Below are 13,227 nucleotides of genomic sequence, written 5' to 3' on the forward strand. Positions count from 1 at the left end.
ACGAATCATGGAGTCAGGCCTTAAATCACACAACGAGAAAAATCCAAATATCACATGTAAGGCCTGACCCTACTTATTCCTCTCAGTTATACTTTCCATTTACTCCACGATTTTTCAAGGCTTTAGATTAAGTCGTCAAGCTTAAAGTGCGCGAGTTTATTTCTTTATAGAATCTATTCATAAGAATAGTTATTAGGGATATTGACAGGCCACGGGCATACTGACTGGGGATCTACTGCGGGACCATTTTGTCTCTTTGCCTTTCTAAATATCGCGGTATTCTATACTTTCTAAGCTCTCTATGCAGTTAAGCCGAAAACGGGCTAAAATCCATAATCAAGCTAACTAACATTACCCACTACGTGGACTGAGCCGCCGTTACGGTGTTCACGTCGCCACCGGGGCGGTGCTGGCTGCAAGGCTTCAAAACAGTATAATTGCACTATTTGAAGAACAGTTCCGCTATTAGAGCTTCAACTTGAAGGCCTGCCGCCTGATGAAAAAAATCATTATTGAAATGGATATTAGATGAAAAGAATTATTGCAGTACTCAGCCTTTTTGCAAGCTCCGCAACCTATGCAGTAGAAGGGTATGAAGATATCTATATAGATAGAGAGCAAGATATCATTATTCACGGCATTGCCTGCGGCACAGACGTTAATAGTTTAAGCAGCTTTAAGCCCTCTTATGTTTTCACAAACACAGACACCATCTCAAAAGGCACCTACTACTACAACTCACCTTATGGCAATTACTCCTTAACCTTCAACACAACAGAGAACAGTGCCGTAATGGCCCGTGGGCTGCTGAAAAATGGCCAAACAACAAAGGAGCAAATGGATAAAAACATATGCATTGTCTCCAACATAGTGGGCTTGCCAGGCGCTATTAGTAAAAACTTGAACAAATTGACCCTTAAAGCAAATGACCCTAACTGGGATAAGGTGATGACTCAGTATACGTTTGTTTCGGGTAAACCTGCCTATGGGGAAGGTGTTTTTCAAGATAACCGAACCACCGCCGAAATCGACAAGGCAGATAAAGCGATATTTGACGCAAACCAAGTATACCTAAAAGAAATTGAAAGCATATTTAGCGAAAAATACAAAAGAATAGCGCTAACCTTACCTAACAAACTGGAAGCAGCGATTAAATATGCCTACGAGACGGATGGTTTTTTGGCAGAAAAAACATACCCAACCATTGAAGAGCCAGCCGTTTGGACCCCAACAGCGAAAGAACGCTATAACGACTTAAGTCGTCAACGTACACAAACCATAGCATGGGATAAAGTCATTCAGGAAAACTTTGATTGGTTTTTTTCGTTGGTTGGAAAGCATAGTGAACTCGAAACGACTCAGTTAATATCGGAAACAAAACCGCAATGGAATGGCCATGCATTAGAACAGGTAGCAACGGTACAGGCTACCTTCAAAGATGGGAAATCATTAGAGTTAGACTTTTTGGTCACGTCGAGCAAAGTAGATTCTGAGATATTTGATACCATCGAAATCATCAAGCAGAAATCTAACTTGGTTCGCAACAACCCTATTGCATCGGCCAAAACCCCCAGAAGCCCCGTTAAGCTGCCCACAGCGGAAGATATAGATGTGTACACACCTACGGAAAAAGAGGTTATTTTCTTCTCTCTTTTTAGAAATAAATCTTTGGGTGATACGTATCGCTACAAGTAATAAAACACCACGTTAACGTATTCCCTCGGAAGCGTCAGGCATAGCAATGGATATTGATGTAAAAGAAAAGTTTGACTCTTACCCTGCCGACGCTCGGAAGTTACTTTTAGAAATACGAAGCGCAATAATAACTACGGCAGCGCAAGAGGGTGTTGGCAATCTCATAGAAACGCTGAAATGGGGAGAACCTAGCTATATTGCAAAGAAGGGCAGTACTGTACGAATCGATTGGAAGCCCAAAAATCCGGACAAAGTGTCAATTTTCTTTAGCTGTAAAACAAACTTGATTGAGACCTTCCGTGAAATATACGGAGACCGCATAAAGACAGTAGGCAACAGAGAAATAGAGATTCCAATATCTGCTTTTCCCCCTATGCCTGAGCTAAGAGCATGCCTATCTATGGCTTTGCGTTATCATACGATCAAACATTTACCATTACTCGGCGCTTAACATGAACGTGGTCACCGACAAAAAAGCAGCGGGCTCAGGCGCTCAGCGGCTTTACCATCACCCCCAAACTAGGCGGTACAATCAAAGGCGAATAATGAGAACATTGCTAATACCCCTTGTGCTCGCATGCTCGGCGTGCGATCAAAAATCGGTAGAGACATTTACCTTTAGAGAAAGCCTTAAGTATACCCTGTCAAAAAAATGCGGCGAAGATGAACAGTGTAAAACGGCTGTAAAAGAACAAATAGAAAGCTGCATGGAATCGAGTGATTGGGAAACTTTTTTGCACAACCAGGATGATGAAAAAGAAAAGAGTCGGTTTCTTACTGAATTTTACGGCTGCATAAAAGATAATGACGGCAACCCACTGTTTAGGGTTAGAGAACAAGAAGCAGCCAATGAATGATGTCGGTAATATTTTGAAAAGAACACTTCTCATTTGGGAAAAAATAGCCGTGTGGCGAATTACGGAAACGCCTTAAGCACCTTATTTTTATTTGCGTAAAAGCCAGCACACATACTCCAACGCATTACCACAGCCTATAATGGAAGACGAATGAAGAAAGCATCACCACCACATGAACCCCGAAATAACGAAGACATTGTTCGGTCGGTACGAATGTGGGTTAACACGTTTGTTGTGGAAATGAACCTTTGCCCATTCGCCAAGTACGAGATGCTGAACAACCGGGTGCGCTTTGCTACCACAAGCGCGATAACGGAAGAACAATTGTTGATGACACTGCAGGAAGAGTTAGAACTGCTCAATGATGATCCGTCAGTTGAAACAACGCTGCTTATTCACGCGCATGTATTGCAAAACTTTGGTGACTACAATCAGTTTTTGAGTTATGCCGACAAACTCCTTTCAGAAATGGGACTGGAAGGTATCTATCAGATCGCCAGTTTTCATCCAGACTACCAATTTGGTGGAACAAACCCAGACGATGCAGAGAATTATACCAACCGCTCTCCCTACCCCATACTGCACCTTATTCGGGAGGCGAGCCTTGAGCGAGCTATTGAGGAATACCCTAATGTCGATCAAGTTCCAATACGAAACGTGGCGTTAATGGATAGCCTGGGGCAAACCAAGCTGCAATCACTATTTGAGAGCCTGTTTAAGCTGTAGGTAGGCGTAGCACTTATTTTAGCTCTGGTAGATTCTTAGCATTTCATCTGCAGCGTGCCTTTTCACCCGCAGTGCTTTTGCGAGCGTTATATTTACGCTGGCTATGTTTGGTATTTTTGCTCTATCGATAAGCACCTAGGCTTTACGCTATCTGGCATTGGGCTACCTGTCTGTAGGCTTAATAATACGCACACATAGGCCCCTAAAACCTAAGCGTTGTCGGCATAACTCAGCGTAGCCATGAGCCCAGAAGCAAATAATGGTAGAATCCTTATATAAACATTACACTGCGCGCATTAAACACTCTCCAGTGTGCAGTTGCAGCCCATCCCAGTAGGATCCCAATGAAAAAGACCTTTAAGTTAGATCACCCCAGAATCAAAGTAGCCCGCGTCGTAGACTCGGTAAGGCACGACATCCGAAAATTCCTCAAAAGGGAACGCAAAAAGCCGCTGCCCTCTGGGGCCAAATATTGGGGCTTCGACTGTAAAATTGGGCAATCTGAGGAAACGGCTGTTGAGATACCGCTATCATCGCTAACGAACAATATCGATGACCTTGTTGAAAATAACATTATGACCATTTATGTGGAAATTACAGCGAAAGCCATTGAGGCCGGTGAAAACCCGCCTGAACAGGAGGGCTAGCTATCAACAATAACGACATTCTGCGCCGAGTGCGTGATATTTTTGATTTTAACGATCCACTACTACTTTCTATATTTAAGCTGGGCGGGCGCGAAGTAAGTAAGCCCGAGCTGGCTTCTTTGTTGGCGCGCGAAGGCGAGCCCGATTTTGCCTTGTGTGAAGATGAATTACTTGCTCGCTTCCTAAACGGGCTGATCATAAACAATAGAGGCGCTAAAGATGACGGTACACCAGAGCCTGAACCTGACCTAAGCAATAACATGGTGTTGCGCAAGCTGAGAATCGCTCTAAACCTACAGGCAGATGATTTACTCGAAATACTTAAATTGAACGAGTGCACTTTAAGCAAGCATGAATTGAGCGCTCTATTTCGACGCCCCGACCATAAAAACTATCGCGAATGCCAGGATGAATTGCTCTGCAACGTTCTAGATGGAATGAAAAAGCGCTACAGAAAAAAATAAGCGCAGGCGGTTCAGTATGCCTATATCTAAAAGCAAAGCACCCTTCAATCTATAAAAGTAAACCCCCACGCGCTTAGCGCGTGGGGGTTTATGCACGTTATTAAAACGTGCTGGCCTTCTGCCTTTTTGGCTCTTCCTGACCCTCTATTAATCGATAGCCTCTTCAACCTCTAGAGCTTTCTCTGCTTTTTTGAGCCCTAAAGCTGATCTAAACCGATCTTCTAGCTTTTGATAGTCCGCCTCAGCGGTCGCCTGAACCGCCACCCAGCTAGACACCAAAGTTTCTAAGGAGTTGTCTTTTTGAGCTGTGTGGGAACCAAGGCCACGCTGCAGTTGCTCTACCTGAAACTCCATGCGGATGCTTTTATCTTCTGCAGGGGTTTCAATGTCATTGCTAATTTCTGATCGCACACAGAGTAAACGCAATTTACGCAGGTTTTCAGCTTGGGACTCAAGCGAGTAACTATCACTAGCGTCTAGTCGCGACTGGAGATTTGAAAGTACTGCATTCGGCCACTTTTGTGCGTTTGAAATGGTTTCGCTCAGGGTTTGCATGAGGTTGTCAGTGGCTTCATTTTTGGCCGTAAGTATTTCAAGCATACTGGCTTTTTGACTGGTCGAGAAGATATCGACCCATGCAGATAGTTGCGCTTGCTTTCTCTCGAATACAATTTTCTTCTGGAATTTATCTGAAAATTGGTGGAATTTTTGATTTAGCGTTTGGTAATGATTTTTGGGGAATTCACCCAAATTCTTAAAGGCGTCCGTTAGTTCGTCTGCCTCTGATTTGGCGGCAAAAAAGTCTGGCCCGTTTAACGTCAAAATATTGTCGAGTTTTGACAATATTTCATCTGCGGCAATCTTCTCAGCATCTCTTGCTTGCTGCTCTGCTTCAGATTCCTGCTTGCGTTTTTCAAAAACAGCGTCGCAATGCGCGCGAAACTCTTTCCAGAGTTCCTGATCCACCTTTGGTTTTGCTCGACCAACAGCCTGCCATTCACCCTGCAGTTTTTTGGCAGACTCAATGGCTTCACTGATGTCAGCGTTTTCAAGTAATTGTTTAGCGCCATCTACAATCGCTTGTTTTTTAAGTCGATTACGTTCAAATTCATCGGCTATTTTTTGGTAAATGGCGTCGGCAATTTTATCAAAATTTGCCTGAAGATTTTTATTGTCTTTTCTAGCTACTGGCCAGAAACTTTGCCAAGCTTCTCTAGATGCCCGCAATGTTTTACCTACGTCTTTCCAGTTGGCGTTATCCCAATCATAACCGTCTAGATATTCCTGTAACTGCTCATTTAATTGTTGACGTTTTTTCGTATTCTCTTCACGTTCATTCGATTGCTGAGCGAAATAGATTTTACAGGGTTCGTAGGCTGTTTTAGCGGCTGTTTGAAATTGCTCCCAGAGTGTTGAATCGTCTTGCTGACCGCCTTTACTCAATTCTTTCCACTGTTCTTGCAAAGACTTAATTCTGTCGGCCAGGTCTTTAGGTTGAAGTGTACTTTGTACAAGTCCATTCATGCTTTCTATTAGCGCTTCTTTCTTAGGTGTTACCGCAAACTCATGCCAGTCTCCTAATGTATGGATAGCGGCTTTAAATTCATCGTACTTTATTTCGAGTTTTGTCGGCAAAGCATCCATGCCCTCAATGCGCTTCTCTAGGTCGTTAAATATGGCGCGGGCTCTACGCACTTGACCATCACTAACGGCAACCAAGCCTCGTCGAATTAAACCAAAGCTTTCATCTATTCGCGCTTTTGCTGCCTGAGCGCGCCCTCGCATTTCTTGGTTCCACTTATCAACAACCTCTTTACTGGAAGCAATAACCTCTGGTGCTGGCACATCTCGCAGGGCTTTTGCATGAGCGAGAATGGAAAGTGTTGTGCGCTTTATTGCCTCTCCCGCTTCTGCTGGCGCTTCCGCTAGAGCCACCAAAAGAGTAGCCAGCGAGCCATTTTCTTTTAGCTTATTGGTTAGCTGGTAAGCGTGGTCCATAAGCTCATTAAAATAGCGCTCTTCTTTGTGGGTATTTAAGCCGTTGTCTTTTGCGCTTTGGAGTGCGCTGGCGTAGGTGTTTTTGAGTGACTCAAGTTGCGCGGTTACGTCGGGAAGAGTGTTCGATGAAAATACGTCTGCAATAACTATTTGTAAATCTTTAATGGGCGCCAATAGTTGCTTTTTGGCTAAACGCTCTGCTTCTTGTAGGTCTTTTTGTTTTTGTATTTCGGCTTGGTGATCATCAATTTTTGTTTGGCAAAGAGCCATAGCGAGGGTGAACCGCTCTTGTACTTCTTTACTAACGGCGTTAGCCAGCGCTTGCCATGAATCACTGATCTGCAGTTTTCGAGTGGTATAGTATTCGTCAATATCTCGCTTGGTTAACTGCTCTACCTGAACACAAAGGGCTGCGCCCTCGTCGTTTATTTTGTTTTGCTGTATCTGAATTTGTTTGTGTTCATCAAGTTTGGTTTTTACGATTGTATAAACTGATTTATCTTTATTTTTTGCAGCTTTCTGTAAATCTAATAGGTACTTATGGCTATGAATCTTTTCTGCCGCCGCTTGACGCATGGCGGTTGTTCCCGATGTCTTGCTTAGTTCTAACAGCAAAGCTTCATCGTCAATTTGCATTACCAAGGCAATACCTGCATTGCTAGAGTAGCCACAAAGGGTAAGTAAAAGGGCTTGATCTGGAATTTTTTTAGACAGCTCTTCAATGGTGAGTTTCTTCTCGTCGAGCAATTCACCAATACGCTTGCGGGCGTGAGCCTCATGCGGGCTTCGGGGTGAGCTTGTTGCCATAACCAACAGTTGGCCATCAAATGGGAGGCGATGAATGGCTGCGTGCTTTACAGCAGGAGCCTCGTCGCTGTTTATCGTCTCAATAAGCTGCTCTATAGAATACGCCGTTAAGTTCTCAATTTTCTGATCCATCGTGAGAGGTGGTGTGCTTTTAAAAAATCGGTCGAAAAATGCCATAATCGTAAACTACGTTTTGAGTGATAAGTGTGTGTTAATTCCAGGCTGCCCAACCATAGGAGCACCTAGCCATTAGAACACCTAGAGAACAGGCTTTTGGGTCGAACTATGTTACTTGCACATTAAAAACAGGCAATGATAGTCAGATTTAGGACGATAACTTGGCCTATTGGAAGAACAATCTAACCATTTTAATTCATTAGACATGGAAATCATAACGCCGCTTAATACGCTGGCTGTGGCGGCGTAAGATGCCGCAATCGCGTCGGAATAGTACCGCAGTATTGCCGAAGCAGTATTGTCGAAATAGTATCGTCGAAATAGTACCGTAAAAGCCCCGAAACAGTGGGGCAGCACACTTGCTATAGCGCCCTAGCCCTTAGGCATAGTGAATGTATAGCTTGAATACGACGCATTCAATAAACCGCGCAGCGGACTGTAGGTCTAGGGCCATTTCGCGCCAACCAAGGGGTAAGCCCAGCTTCCGGGCCGCTAACCTATCACCACTCTAGAAACCTATACCCTGCCATTTTCGCTCCCCATCTTTCAGGAGCCAAAGGCTAGGCGCCGCAGCGGCTGTGTTTGCGGAATTAAGTGGAACGCATGGATGACTGGGTTGCAGGCTCGAAAAACACGAAAATGCCTGTTGCCAGACGCTATTTCGACAGGACGTCAGATGGATAAATCACACAATGTAGCAAAGCGCATAACGACTATCACCAGCCAACTAGCCTTCGCTGTAACACTACCCGATTACTCGGTATTCGCCGAAAGGGGGGGGCACCTAGGGTATGTCGGTTGCGGGTTAGCTCCGACGGCCCTTTGTTAAGGCCTAAACACGAGAAGGCACAGCAGCTAGCTCCAAAATAGTCATATTTTGATCTTAGATGCTGCCTTTTTGGACCTCGGCCTAGGTGTTGGCTTAGGGCTTTTTAACCTTTCGAATAAAAAGCCCCAACCAAAGAACCATAAAATAATTAGTTAGTTTCAATGGTCATATCGACTAAACCCGTGTCGCGTGGGTCGTGGCAACTTCCATGAATGTATCGCCCATTGGCCGAAAAAGGGCCCGTTACGCCGATATTGGCAAAGTCGCCAACCAGGAACTGATCTATAACACCTGTAGTGATAGAAACATCCAAAAGCTGTTTAGACTTTTTGCCTTTTTTACCACCACCCCAATGGCGTTTTCCACGCTCCTTGTCGGCCCACCACATTAAATACAACTGCACAGGCTCATCTTCCTCAATGAAGAAAATGTCGTTACCCAAGTAGTGCTTAGAAAGTTCGCCTGTTTCATCTGCCAAGCATTCTTCAAAACTGTCGATGCACTTGGGTACCGAATCCATGGCCAGTAACCACCCATTTTGAGCAAAGCCCGAGGCGTACGCCGGGCGAACATTGTCCCAACTGGGCCGGGTATTGTGTGGTCGAGTAACACGTAGGCCATAACCCTCGGGCAAATTCGCGCTTACCTCTTTCGGTAACTTGCCGGCCTCTTCCAGCGGCACAAATAACGGCTCTCCAGAGCGCGCGTCTTTCATGCCCAGCGGCCCCGCGTAAGCGAAGCTAACAAAGCTGTGGAGCGTTTCGGCACAGGCGGGCACTTGCGGTGCTGCAACAATCGGTTGCTGTGCAAAAGCGGGGTTGTAGTCATAAACAGCCCAGTCAACATCGTTCGGGCCCGTTAACGTACTAAAGAGTACGCTGCTGGTTCGCGGACGTGGTGCGCCAGGCAGAAGCGCGCAGTGATAATTGCCGTCTGCTCCGGGCTCACCCTCTGGCTGGCCGGTGTCGATACACTGCCCAGGTAACGCGATAACATTACCGTTCATAGGGTTCCGGATTTCCCTAGGGCACTGAAACGGATTAGGGTTGCCCGGTGAGCAAGGGATGTAGCCCTCCTCTAATTCTAGGCCTAAGTCTTCTGGGTTTGGTGAGGGCGTGCGGGTAGATTCAATAATGCTAACTGGTCGCTCAAAACTCCAGTCGTCTTGTGACGTATACAGGCAGAAGAAATTGGGTGGTGTATTTTCTCCACCTAAATAGATATTCGCAGAACCGGCGTTGGGGTCGCTTGGGCCATAACCATTAATATCACACCCACCTCGCACTGGCTCGGCAAAGCCTTCTTTTATAAAGTGATTATCGTTACGCACCCTCTCGCCTTCATAAGCCGGCAAGTGAGCAAAGGCGGCTAATGTCATTAGCGATAGAGGCAAGGGTAAAAACATTCTAAGTAATCGGCGATTCATGGTGATCTCCTTAAGGTTTATACATTTATTATTCGATACTTACTGAGGAAAACTGAAGGCAACACGAAGCTCTTACGGTATAACCATGTTTTTGGATTACGAGCCATGTCACAATTAAGTGTTTTTTTGGGTAACCGCATGTCGCCGAAATCAACGCCAGCGCGCCACAAAAATTAAGCGACTGCAGCGAAAGCCAGCCTTTGCCAATGGCGGAGTAATAGTCCTCCTGCAATTGACGCCAAAATCCACCTGTAATTATTCTACGCTCTAAAATGGCTAGGCAAAATTTTGCTTACGCCGACCAAAGGAAAAAGACCTAAGTCACCCCGTTTGGCACCAAGAACTAAAGCATTACATAAAAGCCGTGGTTTATTTTGCCTTTACATAGACGATAAGGGTAAGCTCGGAAACATTAATGACTTCGGCCGTCAGTCACTAGGCAAGCGCTATTAAAACACTTAAAAAAACGCACCCCTAGCAAAATCAGGGCGACAGATGGGGTTAGCCATTACTCTGTATTCCACGCTGGCACCCACACATCAAAATATTAAAACAATTAGCCCCTAGGTGAATTCAATTGAAACACAATAAAATACCGTTAAAAGGACATGAACTGTACTATTTCAGTACCTGCCCTTATTGCATATTCGTACGCTTATCCCTCTGGTGGATAGGCCTAAACGTTCCGCTAAAAGATATTTTGTTTAGTTCGAAAAACAAAGCTGATCTAGTAGCCGGTGGTGGTAAAGGCCAGGTACCCTGCTTACGCATTGAAAATAATAACGGCGATATTGTTTGGATGTATGAATCTGTTGATATTGTTCGTTATTTGAAATCTAAGCTTATAAAAACATGAAAGCAATTTGTAGAAATTCAAATGGATGCAGAAATGGCTAATATAGAATTGAAATCTACTATTACCTGCCCACTGTGCGGAAACAAGAAGACTGAAATTATGCCTACTAACGCCTGCCAATGGTTTTACGAATGTGATTCATGCCATGAAGTGTTAAGCCCAAAACATGGGGATTGCTGCGTATTCTGCTCGTTTGGTACAGTTAAATGCCCACCGATTCAAAAGGGTGATACGTGTTGCGCGCCAACTAAATGACCCCCCTACGCAAACCCCATACTGAGCTGCTAAGAATAGAAGGCAACACATTCACGCTATTACAAAAATATAACCGATTTCGGCGTCAAAATTATCAAGTTGTCACTATTAATCCCTGTAGATACCCATAGCGAACTCCCATTACCCCACGGGCAGGCACCAACTAAAAACGGATTTATAACTTCAGCGATGGCCCTACACACGGGCTTGAACACCGTTATTAATTAACCCGTTAATATCAAGAATATTTCTTAAAAATTATTATCGATAAAAACCAGTTAATTGCGCATTTAATAGGAGCCTGCTAGCCTTAGCGCCCTCCACCTGCTGCCATAGGCGGTAACCCTTCCGCTTATTTTATGTATGAGCTTCTACCCTTATGTGGGAACTGGTAAACAAATCACCCTTCGCTACAGAACGCAGCTGGGTGCGCGACCTTAACGGTGAGGAAGTTTGGCTGGTTGCCATTAAAGGCGCTTTTTGTTGCACCGGAAATGGAACCTTATCGTTAGCAGACGAACAACCCCCAGTGCAATTGGTACCAGAATTCCTATCCGACGATACGCCCTCTAGCCTTAAAACCGAAACGGACTTCCCTCTATGCAAACTGGCTACCGATGTGCTGGTTGAAGGCTCCGCTTTCGCCCCGCGCGGTGAACCTGTACACAAGCTCGACATAAGCTTGGAAGTGAAAAATCACTTTAGTAAAACCCTCCGCGTCTCTGGTAATCGCGAATGGCAGCAGCAAGGCCTAACCATAGTTGCCACTGAGCCAGAGGCGTTTACTACCATACCCCTAGTATATGAGCGCGCGTTTGGAGGGGAAGATGCGGCACTAGTAGAAACCCCCGCACCGCAGTGGAGCACCCACAACCCCGTTGGCAGTGGTTACAGCTCTAAACACGCCGCAGCCGAAGGCATAGCGTTACCCAACGTAGAGTACCCCGAACAACTTATCGATAGCTGGAAACAACGACCGAACCCCGCAGGCCTTGGCCCGGTGGCAGGTCACTGGCAACCCAGGGTTGGTTTTGCAGGAACCTATGACGAACACTGGCAACGCCAACGCCACCCGCTTTTACCATTAGATTTCGACAGTCGCTATTTTCAGTGCGCGCCAGCCGATCAACAAATGCAGGGCTTTGCTGTGGGTGGTGAGCATATTCGAGTAACCAATCTCTGCCCTCAGGGGGAGTGGCTTACACGCATTCCACGCGTGTCTTTATGGGTAGATACCCTCTTTAATGCCGCCAAAAAAGTATCCCAACGGCCCCACATTCATACGGTAAAACTAATGCCCGATTTGCGTACGCTGGAAGTTGTTTGGCACACTCATTTACGCTGCCATGCCGATGCCTACCAACTTCGGGAATCGATTGTGCGACACAAACCTCGTGTTCAAATTAAAAAATCAGGTACTGTTGCTGCAGCATTCTAAAAGGAGTTTTTTGTGCAGCCTATTATTTACGCAACGGAAGCGATTACCGCCCTAGGGGACTCGCAGGCAATGTCCTCGTGTGCGATTGCGGCGGGCTTATCGGCATTTGAAAATCATCCCTTTATGCTAGATATGGCGGGAGCCCCCTACAAGGTGGCTATGGTTCCCTTACTAGAGCCAGGTGAAACACAGCGCATACCCTCACTGGTTGAGAAAATTCTAAACACCACTCTAGCCAAGCTTCCAACAGTTACCGAAAGTGTTGACCTGTTAATCAATTTACCCGCTCCCCGCCCAGGACTACCACCTACCATTGCACAAGACGTACTCAACGTTGCCCAAGCGGCTGTCGCTTCGCGCGAGAACGTACAGATTTCCATTTCCGAACAAGGCAGAATGGGTGGCGCACTGGCCGTGCAATCGGTGCAGAAACGACTCGCTGACGGTGTTGAATTTGTTGTTGTGCTGGCGGCCGACAGCTACTTCGATGCGACCACCCTTTCGTGGCTCGACCTCACCGGCCAACTACTCACACAAGTAAATGCCTGGGGAATGGTTCCCGGAGAAGCCGCCGCCGCAACTGTTTTTTGTTCACCCGAAACAGCCAGCACTGAAAAACAGCCATCGGCGGTAAAGCTCGTCTCTGTCGGTATAGCCAATGAGCCTGGCTTTGCACAAACGCCACCCGTATGCACCGGCGAGGGTTTAACCACAGCGTTAGATTCGGTATTGGCTGAACTTCCCGCGGATGCAACCATTGACGACGCTTTAAGCGATACTAACGGCCAGCTTGTTCGAACCGATGAACTCGGTTTTATGTTTACCCGCCGCAGTCAATATTTTAGCGAACCGGGTAAAATGAATACGCCCGTTGACGCCTGCGGAGACGTGGGCGCTGCAAGTATTCCGCTATTAATCAATTTAGCCTGCGAGTTGAATACCGCAGTAAATGTGGTACTAGCGAGTAGCGGAGGGGTGCATGAGGGCCAAAAGGAACCTGCGAAGCGAGCCGTCATACTTTTAGAAGTGGCAACACATGGAGCTTAACCACT

At 45.9% G+C, this 13,227-nt stretch carries 12 protein-coding genes; 10 read left to right on the plus strand and 2 right to left on the minus strand.

Annotated elements, in window-relative coordinates; translation table 11 throughout:
• The first annotated feature begins 528 nt into the window (after positions 1-528).
• The 6 genes from H5336_RS07090 to H5336_RS07115 all read left to right on the plus strand — a co-directional run bounded on the left by H5336_RS07090 (position 529) and on the right by H5336_RS07115 (position 4,389).
• Positions 529-1,695 (plus strand): hypothetical protein, encoded by a 1,167-nt coding sequence (locus H5336_RS07090; protein WP_185232756.1) that lies wholly within the window; start codon positions 529-531, stop codon positions 1,693-1,695.
• 46 nt (positions 1,696-1,741) lie between these two features.
• Positions 1,742-2,146, plus strand: coding sequence for a DUF1801 domain-containing protein (locus tag H5336_RS07095; protein WP_185232758.1), 405 nt, complete (start codon positions 1,742-1,744; stop codon positions 2,144-2,146).
• Positions 2,147-2,240: 94 nt separating this feature from the next.
• Positions 2,241-2,552 carry a hypothetical protein gene (locus H5336_RS07100; protein ID WP_185232760.1) on the plus strand — a complete coding sequence of 104 codons (312 nt, stop codon included), beginning with the start codon at positions 2,241-2,243 and terminating at the stop codon, positions 2,550-2,552.
• A gap of 150 nt (positions 2,553-2,702) precedes the next feature.
• Complete coding sequence (locus tag H5336_RS07105) at positions 2,703-3,278, plus strand: DUF1415 domain-containing protein (RefSeq protein ID WP_185232762.1); 576 nt, start codon at positions 2,703-2,705, stop codon at positions 3,276-3,278.
• Positions 3,279-3,622: 344 nt separating this feature from the next.
• Positions 3,623-3,925: a DUF6172 family protein gene (locus tag H5336_RS07110; RefSeq protein ID WP_185232764.1), complete on the plus strand. Its 303-nt coding sequence runs from the start codon at positions 3,623-3,625 to the stop codon at positions 3,923-3,925.
• Positions 3,926-3,942: 17 nt separating this feature from the next.
• Positions 3,943-4,389, plus strand: coding sequence for a YehS family protein (locus H5336_RS07115; RefSeq protein WP_313557711.1), 447 nt, complete (start codon positions 3,943-3,945; stop codon positions 4,387-4,389).
• 147 nt (positions 4,390-4,536) lie between these two features.
• On the opposite strand, the gene H5336_RS07120 is transcribed toward H5336_RS07115, so the two are convergent.
• Together H5336_RS07120 and H5336_RS07125 are read right to left on the minus strand one after the other, a co-directional pair.
• The gene (locus tag H5336_RS07120; protein ID WP_185232766.1) at positions 4,537-7,326 is read right to left on the minus strand and encodes a DUF349 domain-containing protein; all 2,790 of its coding nucleotides are present in this window, start codon (positions 7,324-7,326) and stop codon (positions 4,537-4,539) included.
• Between the two features lie 1,022 nt (positions 7,327-8,348).
• Positions 8,349-9,626 carry a hypothetical protein gene (locus H5336_RS07125; RefSeq protein ID WP_185232768.1) on the minus strand — a complete coding sequence of 426 codons (1,278 nt, stop codon included), beginning with the start codon at positions 9,624-9,626 and terminating at the stop codon, positions 8,349-8,351.
• Positions 9,627-10,203: 577 nt separating this feature from the next.
• Between H5336_RS07125 and H5336_RS07130 the strand changes: the two genes are divergently transcribed.
• From H5336_RS07130 to H5336_RS07140, 4 genes are all read left to right on the plus strand, one after another.
• Positions 10,204-10,482: a glutathione S-transferase N-terminal domain-containing protein gene (locus tag H5336_RS07130; RefSeq protein WP_185232770.1), complete on the plus strand. Its 279-nt coding sequence runs from the start codon at positions 10,204-10,206 to the stop codon at positions 10,480-10,482.
• 33 nt (positions 10,483-10,515) lie between these two features.
• Positions 10,516-10,737 carry a GDCCVxC domain-containing (seleno)protein gene (locus tag H5336_RS23380; RefSeq protein WP_281385686.1) on the plus strand — a complete coding sequence of 74 codons (222 nt, stop codon included), beginning with the start codon at positions 10,516-10,518 and terminating at the stop codon, positions 10,735-10,737.
• 379 nt (positions 10,738-11,116) lie between these two features.
• Positions 11,117-12,175: a DUF2169 family type VI secretion system accessory protein gene (locus H5336_RS07135; protein ID WP_185232772.1), complete on the plus strand. Its 1,059-nt coding sequence runs from the start codon at positions 11,117-11,119 to the stop codon at positions 12,173-12,175.
• A 12-nt stretch (positions 12,176-12,187) separates the two neighbouring features.
• Entirely contained in the window at positions 12,188-13,222 is a 1,035-nt protein-coding gene (locus tag H5336_RS07140) for a hypothetical protein (RefSeq protein WP_185232774.1), read from the plus strand.
• Positions 13,223-13,227 lie beyond the last annotated feature (5 nt).

Origin of the sequence: Teredinibacter franksiae, assembly GCF_014218805.1 — a bacterium.
In the GTDB taxonomy this organism is placed as follows: Bacteria; Pseudomonadota; Gammaproteobacteria; order Pseudomonadales; family Cellvibrionaceae; genus Teredinibacter; species Teredinibacter franksiae.

Bases quoted from the DNA above. Each gene is read 5' to 3' on its own strand.
- H5336_RS07105 (WP_185232762.1), top strand. From the start codon at position 2,703: ATGAAGAAAGCATCACCACCACATGAACCCCGAAATAACGAAGACATT.
- H5336_RS07135 (WP_185232772.1), top strand. From the start codon at position 11,117: ATGTGGGAACTGGTAAACAAATCACCCTTCGCTACAGAACGCAGCTGG.
- H5336_RS07110 (WP_185232764.1), top strand. From the start codon at position 3,623: ATGAAAAAGACCTTTAAGTTAGATCACCCCAGAATCAAAGTAGCCCGC.
- H5336_RS07090 (WP_185232756.1), top strand. From the start codon at position 529: ATGAAAAGAATTATTGCAGTACTCAGCCTTTTTGCAAGCTCCGCAACC.
- H5336_RS07125 (WP_185232768.1), bottom strand. From the start codon at position 9,626: ATGAATCGCCGATTACTTAGAATGTTTTTACCCTTGCCTCTATCGCTA.
- H5336_RS07120 (WP_185232766.1), bottom strand. From the start codon at position 7,326: ATGGATCAGAAAATTGAGAACTTAACGGCGTATTCTATAGAGCAGCTT.
- H5336_RS07100 (WP_185232760.1), top strand. From the start codon at position 2,241: ATGAGAACATTGCTAATACCCCTTGTGCTCGCATGCTCGGCGTGCGAT.
- H5336_RS07095 (WP_185232758.1), top strand. From the start codon at position 1,742: ATGGATATTGATGTAAAAGAAAAGTTTGACTCTTACCCTGCCGACGCT.
- H5336_RS23380 (WP_281385686.1), top strand. From the start codon at position 10,516: ATGGCTAATATAGAATTGAAATCTACTATTACCTGCCCACTGTGCGGA.